Source organism: Streptomyces sp. NPDC002513 (assembly GCF_053595355.1).
Genome location: NZ_JBSFXK010000019.1, coordinates 101,343 through 113,774, shown reverse-complemented (window position 1 = coordinate 113,774; position 12,432 = coordinate 101,343). Strand labels below are relative to the sequence as shown.

Below are 12,432 nucleotides of genomic sequence, written 5' to 3'. Positions count from 1 at the left end.
CGACCGAACCAGCTACAAAGCCACCACCAGCATCGAAATCCTTGCGGCCGCAAGCCCTTGACAACGTGCCCCAGCCACAAACTTCACGGCCTTGCCGCTAGCCCCTGACCGACAACAGCGAGGCCAGGCCCCGTTGATGAGATGTCATCAACGGATCTAGCTGGAAGAACTACCCACTGCCCGCCTCAAACCGCTGATAACTTCAGGGAGGGGATTCCTGGCTCAGGCTGCCTTCGGGAGCAGCGCTCCCGGAGGTCTTCCGCCATCAGCACCAGCCGGGTTGAGACCAGCCCGGACCAGCATCACGCGGGCGGAGTTCTTGTCCCTGGGGGACACCACTGCGAGATCATCTACCGGCTGGAGGCCGAGCGCGCCACCGCCGAGGCGGACGCCGAATCGCCCTGACGGCGATTCAGCTTTCCCTGCCCTGCTCCGCAGGAGTCCGATTCCTCCCCGGCCTGAAGGCCGGGGCATCCCCGGAGGAACCAGGTGATCCCGCGCGTGGAGCTGACCCCCGCGGCCGCCGAGCTGGTGCGGCGGCTGCGGGAGGCCCACGGACCGCTGATGTTCCACCAGTCCGGCGGCTGCTGCGACGGCAGCGCCCCGATGTGCTACCCGAGGGGCGAGTTCCGCACCGGCGGTTCGGATGTGCTGCTCGCGGAGCTGGAGGTCGACGGGGTCGACGAGCCGGTCGGCTTCTGGATGTCGAGAAACCAGTACGAGGTGTGGCGCCACACCCGGCTGATCGTCGACGTCGTGGCCGGCCGTGGCAGCGGCTTCTCCCTGGAAGCACCCGAAGGAGTGCGTTTTCTCATCCGTTCCCGCGTCGTGGACGGGTGAACACCGCACGGGACACCGCCATCTGATGCACTTCCCCTGATTCCTGCGCACGTTGACGAGACATCAGGGGGAAGCATGAGGCCTCGCGACCGACGGCTCAGAACGGTACTGACCCTTCTCGTGGCTTGGAGCGGGCTGGCCGGTGCGGCCCTTGTGGGGGCGGCGCCGGCCACTGGTGTGCAGAGCACCCGGACCCTCGCTCCCGGCGTCCTGTACAGCCAGTTCGACATCCCCGCGACCCACGGGACGACCCACGCGCACCTGGTCACCGTCGACCTGCGCGATCCCCGTGTGCGGGTCGACCTGCTCTATCCGGGCGCCGTCGCCGCCCGGGCCACCGTCTCGCGGCTCGCCGGTAAGCGGAGCACGGTCGCGGGGATCAACGGCGACTTCTTCGACATCTCCGGGACCCAGCACCCGGGGGTGGAGGCGACCGGTTCCAGCGACGGCCCGGCGGTGGCGGGCGGGCACCCGCTCAAGGCCGGCGTGCCGAACGGGCAGCGCTTCGGGCCCGCCCTGCCGCCGGGTGCCGACACGGACGACGTGCTCGGGGTGGGCACCGACCGCAGGGCCCGCCTGGACCGGCTGTCCCTGAGCGGCTCCGTGCGCACGCCCCAGGGACGGCTGGCGCTGCGCGGGTTCAACCAGTACGCGCTGCCGGTGGGTTCGATCGGGGCGTACACCGCGGACTGGGGCGCGGCCTCCCGGATGCGGGCGGTGTGCGGGACCGACACCGAGCGGGCCGCGCCGTGCAGCACGGACACCTACGAGGTGACGGTCAGGAAGGGCCGGGTCGTCGCCACCGCCGACCGGCCCGGTGGCGGCCCCGTCGCCGCCGGCACCACCGTCCTGGTGGGCCGCGAGGAGGGCGCCCGGTCTCTGCGCAAGCTGTTCAAGGGCGAGCGGGTCCGGGTGCAGCACCGTCTGGTGGCGGCCTCGTCCGGGATCCCGTACCGCTTCGCCATCGGCGGTTTCCCCGTGCTGCGGGGCGGCGTGCCCTCGGCCGGCCTCGACGACAAGGCGTCCGCCGTGCGTACCGCGGTGGGCATCGAGGACGGGGGCCGGCGCCTGCTGCTCCTCGCGCTCGACGGCGCGGCCCCCTACCGCAGCGGGCTCACCCTCGCCGAACTCGCCGGCACGCTCCGGCGGCTGGGCGCCACCGACGGCTTCAATCTGGACGGCGGCGGCTCCACGACGCTGGTCACCCGGCTGGGGGGCGAGAGCGCGGTGACCGTGCGCAACCATCCCAGCGGGGGCGTCGAACGCCCGGTGCCCGACGGGATCGGGGTCTTCTCCGCCCCCTGACGGCCGGCTCCCGGCGGTCAGGGGCGCAGCCCGTCGATGATCTGCTTCGTCGCCGCGAGGCCCTGGTGGAACGTCGGCGCCATGCTGGAGCCGGCCAGGACGAAGCCGAGCAGTATGCAGAGCAGGGCGTGGGAGATCTTCAGCGCGCCGTTGCGGATGAAGATCACCGCAATGATCAGAAGCAGCAGCACCACAGAGATGGATACGGCCATCGTCATCCTCCTTCGCCACGCCCACGGCGCGGCTTTCGGCCGCAAGTGTGGCGTAGCGAAGGGTTGGTCCGGGCGGCTGACGTGTCCCCCGAACGTGTGGTTCTACGCCCGCTCGTGGGAATCCAGGAAGGACTCCGGGCCGGCGCGGTCGTGTGTGTCGGCGCAGTCCACGCCGGCGGCCGGCAGTTCGCTCCACGGCGCGTCCCGGGCCGGGCCCGCGATCTCGGGCGTGGCCCGGAAACGCACCTGAAGGAGACCGGCCCGTTGCCCGTCGCCTACAGCGGGGGCCGCAGGTCGACCAGTTCGGCCAGCGCCGCACGGTGGCGTCCGGCGGTCCCGTAGGCGAGCGCATCCGCCTTCGCCCGCTTGAGGTACAGATGGACCGGGTGCTCCCAGGTCATCCCGATCCCGCCGTGCAGTTGGACGGCCTCCTCGGCGGCGTGCACGGCGACAGGGGCCGCGTACGCCGCCGCGACGGCGACCGCGACGTCCGTGTCCGCTCCGGCCGTGGCGAGCGCGTCGGCGGCGTTGCGCGCGGCGGCCCGCACACCCGCGATCTCCAGCCACAGCCGCGCGAGCCGGTGCTTGAGCGCCTGGAACCCGCCGACGGGCCGGTTGAACTGCTTGCGCTCCTTCAGATAGCGCACGGTCTGGGTCAGGCACCAGTCCGCGAGGCCGAGTTGCTCGGAGGCGAGCAGTCCGGCACCGGCCCGCAGGGCCCGGCGTACGGCCGTCCCGGCGTCCTCCGTGAGACGGCGTCCGGGTGCCCCGTCGAAGGTGACGCCGGCGAGGGGCCGGGTGAGGTCGAGGGACACCTGCGGGGTGACGGTCACGGCGGCCGCGTCCACCGCGTACAGGGCACCGTCCTGGGCCGGCACGAGCAGCACATCGACGACGGCCGCGTCCGCGACGGCACTCGACTCCCCGTGCAGCAGCCCGCCGTCGAGCCGTACGACGCCGGGGGCGCCCGCGGGGCCGGCGGACAGCCCGACCGCGAGGGCGCCCACCGTGCGCCCGGACGCCAGCTCCGCCAGCAGCCCGGCGGCCTCGTCGCCCTCGCAGGCCAGCAGGGCCTCGGTCGCCACGACGGCGCTCGTCAGGTACGGGACCGGAACGACCGCGCGCCCCAACTCCTCGAGGACGACGGCGCTCTCGCGATGCGAGGCGCCCTGTCCGCCCAGGGACTCCGGCACCAGCAGCCCGGCAAGGCCCATGTCCTGCGCGAGCGCCTTCCACAGGGCGCGGTCGTGCGGGGCGTCCGACTCGGCACGGGCGAGAACGCCCGCGGGATCGCAGTGGTCGTCGAGGAGGTCACGGACGGCGGCGCGCAGCGCCTCTTCCTCCTCCGCGTACAGCAGATCGGGCTGCGTCGGCTGCGCGTTCATCGGGACAGGTCCTTCCACGCGACGTCCTTGTCGGTGCGCGGCTCGGCGGGCAGGCCGAGGACACGTTCGGCGACGATGTTCAGCAGGACCTCGCTGCTCCCGCCCTCGATGCTGTTGCCCTTGGCGCGCAGATAGCGGTAGCCGGCGTCGCGGCCGGTGAAGTCGACGAGTTCGGGCCGCCGCAGGGTCCAGTCGTCGTAGAACAGGCCTTCCTCGCCGAGGAGTTCCACCTCCAGTGAGCTGATCTCCTGGTTGAGGCGGGCGAAGGCGAGCTTCATGCCGGAGCCCTCGGGACCGGGCTGGTTCGCGGAGAGCTGCTGGCGCAGCCGCTCGCCGGTGAGCCGGACGACCTCGGCCTCGACCCACAGCGTCAGCAGCCGCTGGTGCAGGTCGTGGGTGCGCAGTGCGGGGCGCTCGCGCCAGGTCCTGGCGACCGGGCCGATCATGCCGCCCTCGCGCGGGATCCGCATGCCGCCGATGGACACGCGCTCGTTCATCAGCGTCGTCTGCGCGACGCGCCAGCCGTCGCCGATCCCGCCGAGGCGGCGGGCGTCGGGGATGCGGACGTCGGTGAGGAACACCTCGTTGAACTCGGCCTCGCCGGTGATCTGCCGCAGGGGCCGGACCTCGACGCCGGGGTCGGTCATGTCGCAGAGGAAGTACGTGATGCCCTGGTGCTTGGGCACGTCCGGGTCGGTGCGGGCGATGAGGATGGCCCAGCGGGCGAGATGGGCGCTGGAGGTCCACACCTTCTGCCCGTTGACCACCCAGTCTCCCCCGTCGTCGCGGACGGCGCGGGTGCCGAGCGCCGCGAGGTCGGAGCCCGCGCCCGGCTCGCTGAAGAGCTGGCACCACACCTCCTCGCCCGTCCACAGGGGCCTGAGGTACCGGCGCTTGTGTTCCTCGGTGCCGTAGCGGAGGATCGTCGGCGCGGCCATGCCGAGGCCGATGCCGATGCGCCGCGGGTCGTTGTCGGGCGCGCCCGCGGCCTGGAGTTCGGCGTCGACGACGGCCTGGAGCGAGCGCGGGGCGCCGAGGCCGCCGAGGCCCTCCGGGTAGTGCACCCAGGCGAGTCCGGCGTCGAAGCGGGCCCGCAGGAAGTCGAGGCGGTCGGTGCCGGCGGGCGGGTGCGCGGCCAGCAACGCGCGGGTGCGCTCGCGCAGTTCGGCTGCGTCGGTCATACGGCGGCTCCGTCCTCCGGTACGACGGCGATCCGGCCGGTGGTGACGCCGTCGGCGACCCGCTGCACGGCGTCCGCGGCCCCGCCCAGCGGCACCCGCTCGCTCACCAACGGCTTGACGACGCCCTGTGCGGCCAGCTCGGTGAGCCGCTCGTGGCAGTGCAGGATCAGCTTCGGGTTCTTGGTGGCGTACAGGCCCCAGTGCAGACCGAGGATGGAGTAGTTCTTGACGAGGGCGTGGTTGAGCGCGGGGCTGGGGATGGAGCCGCTGGCGAAGCCCACGACGACGATCCGTCCCTCGAAGGCGACGACCTTCGCGGACTGCGCGTAGGCCTGGCCGCCCACCGGGTCGTAGATCACGTCGGCACCCCGGCCGCCGGTCGCCTCCTTCACGGCGGCGACGACGTCCTGCGCGCGGCGGTCGATCACGACGTCGCAGCCCAGCTCGCGGGCCACGGCGGCCTTGCCGGCACCGCCGACGACGCCGATGACGGTGGCGCCCGCGGCCTTGCCGAGCTGGACGGCCGCGCTGCCGACCCCTCCGGCGGCGGCGTGGACGAGCAGCGTCTCGCCGGCCTGAAGACCGGCCCGGCGGTGCAGGCCGAACCAGCCCGTCTGGTAGCCGATGTGCAGGGCCGCGGCCTCGGCGTCGTCGAGGGCCTCGGGGGCGGGCAGGACGGCCGCGGCGTCGGCGACGGCGTACTCGGCGAAACCCCCGTACGGCAGCGCCGGGTTGGCGATCACCCGGCGTCCGTCCTCGGTCTCCCCGCAGATCTCCACGCCCGGTGTGAACGGCAGCGGCGGCCTGACCTGGTACTGGCCGCGGCACAGCAGCGCGTCCGGGAAGTTGACGTTCGCGGCCCGCACCTTCAGCAGGACCTGGCCGTCGCCGGGCGTGGGCGGCTCCACCTCGACGAGCCGCATCACCTCGCTCGGCTCGCCGTTCTCGTGCACGTGCCATGCCTGCATGCGCGGCCTCCAGGGGCTGTGCCGGTCGTGTTCGCCGACCGGGTCGATCGCATACTAAGCGGTCGCTTGCCTATCGGGGAACCGTCGCGCGCGTCACGTCCGGCGGGGCCGCGCCCGTACGTGCATCCGCTCGCCCTGCGGCCCGAACAGACTGAGGAACTCGACCGGCCCCTCCCCCGTCGATCCGAACCAGTGCGGCACCCGGGTGTCGAACTCGGCGGCCTCGCCGGGCCCCAGCACCACGTCGCGGTCGCCCAGCACGAGCCGGAGCCGGCCGGAGAGCACATACAGCCACTCATAGCCCTCGTGCGTCCGCAGGTCCGGTTCGAGCCTGCGCTGCGGCTCGACCACCTTGAAGGCCTGGAGCCCCCCGGGCTGGCGGGTGAGCGGCCAGTGGGTGCGGCCGTAGCGCACGATCGGCTCGCCGCGCACCCGCGGGTCCCGCACCGGCGGGGCGCCGACCAGTTCGTCCAGCGGCACCTCGTGGGCCTGCGCGATCGGCAGCAGCAGTTCGAGGCTGGGCTTGCGCAGGCCCGACTCCAGGCGCGAGAGGGTGCTGACGGAGATGCCGGTCGCCTCCGACAACCCCGCGAGCGTCACCTCCCGCTCCTTCCGCAGCCGCCGCAGCCTGGGGCCCACACCCGCGAGAACCTCGTCCGTACCCATGGATCTATTGCAGTTCCGGCAAATGTGTTTGTCAATGCCGCAGCGTCCGGGCCATCGTTCCGGCGGAGGTGGTCACCATGACCGAGGAGAACAGCGGAACCTACGAGGTGGTCGTCGTCGGAGGCGGGCCGGCCGGCCTGTCGGCGGCCCTGGTCCTGGGCCGGGCACGGCGCCGCACGCTCGTCGTCGACGCGGGCGAGCCGCGCAACGCCCCCGCCGCGCGTCTGCAGGGCTATCTGTCCCGGGACGGCATGCCCCCGGCCGAGTTCCTCGCGGCGGGCCGTGAGGAGATCGCGCGCTACGGCGTGGAACTGGTCCGGGACCGGGTGGTGGACGCCGTCCGGGACGCGGACGGCGCGTTCGACGTGACGCTCGAAGGAGGGCGGTCCGTGCACGCCCGGAGCCTGGTGGTGGCCACCGGCCTGCGGGACGAGCTGCCCGCGGTGCCCGGGGTCGCCGAGCGGTTCGGGCGCGATGTGCTGCACTGCCCGTACTGCCACGGCTGGGAGGTGCGCGACCGGCCCTTCGGGGTGCTCGCCACGAGCCCGCTGAGCGTGCACCAGGCACTGATGGTCTCCCAGTGGTCGAAGGACGTGACCCTGTTCCTGCACACGGTCGCCGAGGAGGAGCTGTCCGACCAGGACCTGCGCAGGCTCGCGGCGGCCGGGGTCGGCGTGGTGCCCGGCGAGGTCGCGGGGCTGGTGACCGAGGAGGACCGGCTCACCGGGGTCCGGCTCGTGGACGGCACGGTCCACGACCGCTCCGTGCTGTTCGTCGCGCCCCGCGCCGTCCCCCGCACCGGCCTGTTGGAGCGGCTGGGCGCCGAGCTGAGCGAGACCCCGTTCGGCAGGTACCCGGTGGTCGACGAGCGGGGGCTGACGACCGTGCCCGGCCTGTGGGCGGCGGGCAACGCCACCGGATTCGCGGAGCAGATCGTGAACGCGGCCAGCCGCGGGTACCGGGCGGGGGCCGCGATCAACGGGGAACTGCTCCTGGCGGACCTGGACGCGGCCGCCCGGGTGTAGACCGGCCGCCCCCGGTGCACCATGACTGCATGCTCCTCGCCCGGCTGGCCCGTGTGTCCCACGAGGTCGCCGCCACGTCGGCGCGCTCCCGGAAGATCGCGCTGCTCGGCGAGCTGTTCCGGGACGCCGACGCGGACGACGTGCCGATCGTCATCCCGTATCTGGCCGGGCGGCTGCCCCAGGGACGGCTCGGCATCGGCTGGAGGCTCCTCGGGCAGCGGATCACGCCCGCCGCCGAGCCCACGCTCACCGTGCGGGACGTGGACGCCCGGCTGAGCCGGATCGGCGCGGTCACCGGCACCGGCTCCCAGACCGAGCGCAAGCGGCTGGTCGGCGAACTGCTGGCGGCGGCCACGGCGGACGAGCAGCGGTTCCTGACCGGGCTGCTGACCGGTGAGGTGCGGCAGGGGGCGCTGGACGCCCTGGCCGCGGAGGGACTGGCCGAGGCGACGGGGGCCGGCCCGGTGGACGTACGCCGGGCCGTCATGCTGGCCGGATCGCTGCAGACCGTGGCGCGGGCCCTGCTCGCCGACGGCCCGGCGGCCCTCGGCGGCTTCCGGCTCACGGTGGGCCGGCCCGTGCTGCCGATGCTCGCGCACACCGCGTCGTCCGTCGCCGAGGCCGTCGGGAAGCTCGGCGCGTGCGCCGTCGAGGAGAAGCTCGACGGCATCCGCGTGCAGGTCCACCGGGACGGCGACGGCGTACGCATCCACACCCGTACCCTCGACGACATCACCGACCGGCTGCCGGAGATCACGGCGGCGGCCCTGGGGCTGGCGGGCGCGCGGTTCATCCTGGACGGCGAGGTCATCGCGCTGGACGAGAACGGACGGCCGCGGTCCTTCCAGGAGACCGCCGGGCGGGTCGGCTCCCGGCTGGACGTGGCGACCGCCGCCGCGGCCGTTCCCGTCTCCCCCGTCTTCTTCGACGCGCTGTCGGTGGACGGCCGGGACCTGCTGGACCTGCCCTTCGCCGACCGCCATGCGGAGCTGGCCCGGCTCGTACCGGAGCCCATGCGGGTGCGGCGCACCGTGGTGGAGGGGCCCGGGGACACGGCCGCCGCCGAGGACTTCCTCGCCGAGACCCTGGCGCGAGGTCATGAGGGCGTGGTGGTCAAGGCGCTCGACGCCCCCTACAGTGCGGGCCGGCGCGGCGCCTCCTGGCTCAAGGTCAAGCCCGTGCACACCCTCGACCTCGTGGTACTGGCCGTCGAACGGGGCCATGGCCGCCGCACCGGCACGCTGTCCAACCTGCACCTGGGCGCCCGCGCCCCGGACGGCTCCTTCATGATGCTCGGCAAGACGTTCAAGGGCATGACGGACGCGATGCTCGCCTGGCAGACCGAGCGGCTGAGGGCGCTGGCGGTCGAGGACGACGGCCGGGTGGTGACCGTACGCCCCGAACTCGTCGTCGAGATCGCCTACGACGGGCTCCAGCGGTCCAGCCGCTACCCGGCCGGTGTCACCCTGCGCTTCGCCCGGGTCGTGCGCTACCGCGAGGACAAGCGGCCCGAGGAGGCCGACACGGTTCAGACCCTGCTGGCCGCGCACCCCGAGGTGGCGCCATGAGCGGGCGGCGCAGCGCCGGTCTGCTGTTGTTCCGGCGCACCGGGCACGGTCTGGAGGTCCTGCTCGGCCATATGGGCGGCCCGTTCTTCGCCCGCCGCGAGGCCGGAGCGTGGACCGTGCCCAAGGGCGAGTACGAGGCCGGCGAGCCCTCCTTCGAGGCCGCCCGCCGCGAGTTCCGGGAGGAGCTGGGGCTGCCGCCGCCCGACGGGGCGGCCGTGCCGCTCGGCGAGGTGCGGCAGACGGGCGGCAAGGTGGTCATGGCCTGGGCGGTCGAGGCGGACCTCGACCCGGCGGCGATCGTGCCGGGCACCTTCACGCTGGAGTGGCCGCCGCGCTCGGGCCGCCGTGCGGAGTTCCCCGAGCTGGACCGTGTGGAGTGGTTCGGCCTCGACCGGGCCCGTGAGGTGATCGTGCGGGCACAGTCGGCGTTTCTCGACCGGCTCGCGGAGCACTCGGGCTGAGAGCTCCGAAGGAGAAGCCGCGTTGCGGTGGCGACCGCCGCGCGGGAAGGTCGAAGCAGAGCCTGTTCGTCAGGAGGTCAGCCATGCCCATCGCCACCGTGAATCCGGCGACCGGCGAGATGCTCGAGACGTACGACGCCCTGGGCGAGGAGGAGGTCGAGCGCAGGCTCGCCACCGCCGAGGCCGCGTTCCGCACCCATCGCACGACCACGTTCGCCGAACGGGCCCTGCGGATGAACAGGGCGGCCGGCCTGCTGGAGGAGGACGAGCAGGACATCGCCCGGGTGATGACCACCGAGATGGGCAAGCCGGTCCGGCAGGCCCGTGCGGAGGCCGCGAAGTGCGCCAAGGCGATGCGCTGGTACGCGGAGCACGCCGAGGAGCTGCTCGCCGACGAGGAGCCCGCCGAGTACGACGTGAAGGACTCGGGTGCCTCCTGGGTGATCGTGCGCTACCGGCCGCTCGGCCCGGTCCTCGCCGTGATGCCGTGGAACTTCCCGCTGTGGCAGGTGGTCCGCTTCGCCGCGCCCGCGCTGATGGCGGGCAACGTGGGGCTGCTCAAACACGCCTCGAACGTTCCGCGGACCGCGCTCTATCTGGAGGACCTGTTCCGCCGGGCGGGCTTCGCCGAGGGCTGTTTCCAGACCCTGCTCATCGGCTCCGGCGCGGTGGAGGGGATCCTGCGCGATGCGAGGGTCAAGGCCGCGACGCTCACCGGCAGCGAGCCGGCCGGCCGGTCCGTGGCCTCGGTCGCCGGGGACGAGGTCAAGAAGACGGTCCTGGAGCTGGGCGGCAGCGACCCGTTCATCGTGATGCCGTCCGCGGACGTGGAGCGGGCCGCGGAGGTGGCGGTGACGGCGCGGGTGCAGAACAACGGGCAGTCGTGCATCGCCGCCAAGCGGTTCATCGTGCACACCGATGTGTTCGACGCGTTCGCCGAGCGGTTCACCGCCCGGATGAAGGCGCTGAGGATCGGCGACCCGATGCGGGAGGAGACCGAGATCGGGCCGCTGGCCAGCGAGCGGGGCCGCGCCGACCTGGAGGAACTGGTCGACGACGCGGCCGGCCGCGGCGCCGCGGTGCTGTGCGGCGGTGAGCGCCTGGACGGTCCCGGCTGGTACTACCCGCCGACCGTCCTCGCCGAGGTGACCCCGCAGATGCGCATCCACCGCGAGGAGGCGTTCGGCCCGGTCGCCACGCTCTACCGGGCGGCCGGCATCGACGAGGCGGTCGCGATCGCGAACGACTCGCCGTTCGGACTGAGTTCGAACGTGTGGACGCACAACGGAACCGAGGTGGACCGTTTCGTCCAGGACCTCGAGGCCGGTGGCGTGTACATCAACGGGATGACGGCGTCCCATCCGGCGTTCCCGTTCGGCGGGGTCAAGCGTTCCGGCTACGGCCGGGAGCTGTCCGGACACGGGATCCGCGAGTTCTGCAACATCACCACCGTATGGCACGGGGCGTGAGCGTTCCGCGGCTACGATCCCTGCTGTGAACCGCGAAGTGACCCTGCCTCTGATCGTCGACGACCGCGGCACGTTGCAGGTGGCGGCCGGAGACGTCAGCAAGCTGCTGCGCACGGTGGGCGGCCGGTGGCTGCGGCTCGTCGAGGCCGGCGAGGACGGGCTCGACGAGGACACCGTGGCCGCGCTGACCATCGAGCTGGCCAAGCTGGCGGACCGGATCGATGTGGCGTGCATCGCGCACAGCAGCGGCTCACTCAGCTAGTGGCTGGCAGTCGGGGACGGTCTCGATGTGTTCGACGCGGTGCCGGAGGGCTGCGCCGCCCGCACTGATCGCCGTCTCGACCGAGTCGAGGACGTGACGGACGGCCGCGTCGCCGATGGCGTGCGTGGCGGTGAGTCCGGCGGCGGCCGTGCCGCGCAGCGCGACCTACCTCCTTCTGATGCGCACCCGCCGCACGCCCTCCCCCACGCCTCCTGATCCCACTCTGCGGCCTGGCACCACCCGAGCCGCGCTCAACGCCCGTACGGACCAGGGCTTTTTGCTGTCCTTCCCCACCCGGGACGGGTCAGCCCCGCGCGTCCAGCTCCCACAGGGCGTGCCAGAACCGGGTCTCGTACCCCCGCAGCAGCCGGCCGTAGCGATGTGCGCGGTCCTCGTCCAGACGGCCGGCGTCCAGGCCCTCCTGCACGGCCTCCTCGGCCCTGCGGCGCAGGTCCGCCGACGGCTCGGCGAAGAAGTCGAAGAAGCCGCAGGCCGCGTCGTCGTAGCCGTAGTGGCGGCGCAGCGCCTGCGCGATCGACGCGCAGTAGCCGCCCCAGGCCGCGACGTTGGCACCCAGGGCCAGGACGACGTCGGCCGGCTCCCCGTTCAGGGCGAGCCAGGCCACATACGCGGGATAGCCCTGGCAGTCCGCCGGCGGCTCGTAGGTGTCCGCCGCCTCGTCGGCGCGGCAGACGGCGGCGTAGGCACCCAGACGATCCTGGGCCACGGCTTCACCGTCCGCAAGCGCGGCGAAGAAGGCCGCGCACGCCGGCTCGTCCCGCGACCGCTCGGTCAGATGGAGGAACGCCCTGCGGTCCGAGGCGATCACCGCACGCTGTTCGAGGGCGAGCGCCGCGAGGGTGGCCGGCCGGGCCGCACCCCGGGCGATCAGCGGAAGCAGCCGGTTGGCGTGCGGATCCGGGGCGAGCTTCCGGACGGCCTCCTCCAGCAGTTCCCTGGCCGTGCGCGCCATCGGCGCTCCTCCTCCGCCTCGTCCGGCTCACCGGGCACGCCCGGAACGTCACCGTGCGTGCATCACTGAAGCGGAGTAACCCGACGAGATATCGCAGCCCCGCCGGGCGATCGTGGG

At 73.2% G+C, this 12,432-nt stretch carries 14 protein-coding genes and 1 pseudogene; 7 read left to right on the top strand and 8 right to left on the bottom strand.

Annotated features, from left to right (window positions below):
* Positions 1-222: 222 nt before the first annotated feature.
* A pseudogene (locus ACWD5Q_RS15865) lies at positions 223-336 on the bottom strand (RNA-guided endonuclease TnpB family protein); the annotation flags it as partial.
* A gap of 165 nt (positions 337-501) precedes the next feature.
* Between ACWD5Q_RS15865 and ACWD5Q_RS15860 the strand changes: the two are divergent.
* Complete coding sequence (locus ACWD5Q_RS15860; protein WP_451427566.1) at positions 502-840, top strand: DUF779 domain-containing protein; 339 nt, start codon at positions 502-504, stop codon at positions 838-840.
* Positions 841-915: 75 nt separating this feature from the next.
* Complete coding sequence (locus ACWD5Q_RS15855; RefSeq protein ID WP_451427565.1) at positions 916-2,145, top strand: phosphodiester glycosidase family protein; 1,230 nt, start codon at positions 916-918, stop codon at positions 2,143-2,145.
* A gap of 17 nt (positions 2,146-2,162) precedes the next feature.
* Here ACWD5Q_RS15855 and ACWD5Q_RS15850 read toward each other — a convergent pair whose 3' ends face one another.
* The 6 genes from ACWD5Q_RS15850 to ACWD5Q_RS15825 all read right to left on the bottom strand — a co-directional run bounded on the left by ACWD5Q_RS15850 (position 2,163) and on the right by ACWD5Q_RS15825 (position 6,557).
* Entirely contained in the window at positions 2,163-2,357 is a 195-nt protein-coding gene (locus tag ACWD5Q_RS15850) for a hypothetical protein (RefSeq protein ID WP_451427564.1), read from the bottom strand.
* A 102-nt stretch (positions 2,358-2,459) separates the two neighbouring features.
* Positions 2,460-2,603: a hypothetical protein gene (locus ACWD5Q_RS15845; RefSeq protein ID WP_451427563.1), complete on the bottom strand. Its 144-nt coding sequence runs from the start codon at positions 2,601-2,603 to the stop codon at positions 2,460-2,462.
* A 29-nt stretch (positions 2,604-2,632) separates the two neighbouring features.
* Positions 2,633-3,742, bottom strand: coding sequence for an acyl-CoA dehydrogenase family protein (locus tag ACWD5Q_RS15840; protein WP_451427562.1), 1,110 nt, complete (start codon positions 3,740-3,742; stop codon positions 2,633-2,635).
* Complete coding sequence (locus tag ACWD5Q_RS15835; protein ID WP_451427561.1) at positions 3,739-4,923, bottom strand: acyl-CoA dehydrogenase family protein; 1,185 nt, start codon at positions 4,921-4,923, stop codon at positions 3,739-3,741. The genes ACWD5Q_RS15840 and ACWD5Q_RS15835 overlap by 4 nt, the downstream gene beginning before the upstream one ends.
* Positions 4,920-5,891: an NADPH:quinone oxidoreductase family protein gene (locus ACWD5Q_RS15830; RefSeq protein WP_451427560.1), complete on the bottom strand. Its 972-nt coding sequence runs from the start codon at positions 5,889-5,891 to the stop codon at positions 4,920-4,922. Before ACWD5Q_RS15830 ends, ACWD5Q_RS15835 begins: the two co-directional genes overlap by 4 nt.
* A 93-nt stretch (positions 5,892-5,984) precedes the next feature.
* On the bottom strand, positions 5,985-6,557 hold the full coding sequence (locus ACWD5Q_RS15825; protein ID WP_451427559.1) for a helix-turn-helix domain-containing protein: 573 nt from the start codon (positions 6,555-6,557) through the stop codon (positions 5,985-5,987).
* A gap of 77 nt (positions 6,558-6,634) precedes the next feature.
* Here ACWD5Q_RS15825 and ACWD5Q_RS15820 point away from each other — a divergent pair, with 77 nt between their 5' ends.
* The 5 genes from ACWD5Q_RS15820 to ACWD5Q_RS15800 all read left to right on the top strand — a co-directional run bounded on the left by ACWD5Q_RS15820 (position 6,635) and on the right by ACWD5Q_RS15800 (position 11,342).
* Complete coding sequence (locus ACWD5Q_RS15820) at positions 6,635-7,582, top strand: NAD(P)/FAD-dependent oxidoreductase (protein ID WP_451427558.1); 948 nt, start codon at positions 6,635-6,637, stop codon at positions 7,580-7,582.
* Positions 7,583-7,611: 29 nt separating this feature from the next.
* Positions 7,612-9,150: an ATP-dependent DNA ligase gene (locus ACWD5Q_RS15815; RefSeq protein WP_451427557.1), complete on the top strand. Its 1,539-nt coding sequence runs from the start codon at positions 7,612-7,614 to the stop codon at positions 9,148-9,150.
* Positions 9,147-9,611, top strand: coding sequence for an NUDIX domain-containing protein (locus ACWD5Q_RS15810; protein WP_451427556.1), 465 nt, complete (start codon positions 9,147-9,149; stop codon positions 9,609-9,611). Before ACWD5Q_RS15815 ends, ACWD5Q_RS15810 begins: the two co-directional genes overlap by 4 nt.
* Before the next feature lie 83 nt (positions 9,612-9,694).
* Complete coding sequence (locus ACWD5Q_RS15805; RefSeq protein ID WP_451427555.1) at positions 9,695-11,080, top strand: NADP-dependent succinic semialdehyde dehydrogenase; 1,386 nt, start codon at positions 9,695-9,697, stop codon at positions 11,078-11,080.
* Between the two features lie 25 nt (positions 11,081-11,105).
* Positions 11,106-11,342, top strand: coding sequence for a DUF6213 family protein (locus ACWD5Q_RS15800; protein WP_451427554.1), 237 nt, complete (start codon positions 11,106-11,108; stop codon positions 11,340-11,342).
* A 304-nt stretch (positions 11,343-11,646) separates the two neighbouring features.
* Here ACWD5Q_RS15800 and ACWD5Q_RS15795 read toward each other — a convergent pair whose 3' ends face one another.
* A complete protein-coding gene (locus ACWD5Q_RS15795; protein ID WP_451427553.1) occupies positions 11,647-12,315 on the bottom strand; it encodes a transcriptional regulator in 669 nt (222 codons plus the stop codon).
* Between the last annotated feature and the right edge of the window lie 117 nt (positions 12,316-12,432).

Excerpts from the sequence above, each read along its gene's own strand:
- ACWD5Q_RS15855 (WP_451427565.1), top strand. The coding sequence starts at position 916 with ATGAGGCCTCGCGACCGACGGCTCAGAACGGTACTGACCCTTCTCGTG.
- ACWD5Q_RS15850 (WP_451427564.1), bottom strand. The coding sequence starts at position 2,357 with ATGGCCGTATCCATCTCTGTGGTGCTGCTGCTTCTGATCATTGCGGTG.
- ACWD5Q_RS15840 (WP_451427562.1), bottom strand. The coding sequence starts at position 3,742 with ATGAACGCGCAGCCGACGCAGCCCGATCTGCTGTACGCGGAGGAGGAA.
- ACWD5Q_RS15835 (WP_451427561.1), bottom strand. The coding sequence starts at position 4,923 with ATGACCGACGCAGCCGAACTGCGCGAGCGCACCCGCGCGTTGCTGGCC.
- ACWD5Q_RS15830 (WP_451427560.1), bottom strand. The coding sequence starts at position 5,891 with ATGCAGGCATGGCACGTGCACGAGAACGGCGAGCCGAGCGAGGTGATG.
- ACWD5Q_RS15825 (WP_451427559.1), bottom strand. The coding sequence starts at position 6,557 with ATGGGTACGGACGAGGTTCTCGCGGGTGTGGGCCCCAGGCTGCGGCGG.
- ACWD5Q_RS15820 (WP_451427558.1), top strand. The coding sequence starts at position 6,635 with ATGACCGAGGAGAACAGCGGAACCTACGAGGTGGTCGTCGTCGGAGGC.
- ACWD5Q_RS15815 (WP_451427557.1), top strand. The coding sequence starts at position 7,612 with ATGCTCCTCGCCCGGCTGGCCCGTGTGTCCCACGAGGTCGCCGCCACG.
- ACWD5Q_RS15810 (WP_451427556.1), top strand. The coding sequence starts at position 9,147 with ATGAGCGGGCGGCGCAGCGCCGGTCTGCTGTTGTTCCGGCGCACCGGG.
- ACWD5Q_RS15805 (WP_451427555.1), top strand. The coding sequence starts at position 9,695 with ATGCCCATCGCCACCGTGAATCCGGCGACCGGCGAGATGCTCGAGACG.
- ACWD5Q_RS15795 (WP_451427553.1), bottom strand. The coding sequence starts at position 12,315 with ATGGCGCGCACGGCCAGGGAACTGCTGGAGGAGGCCGTCCGGAAGCTC.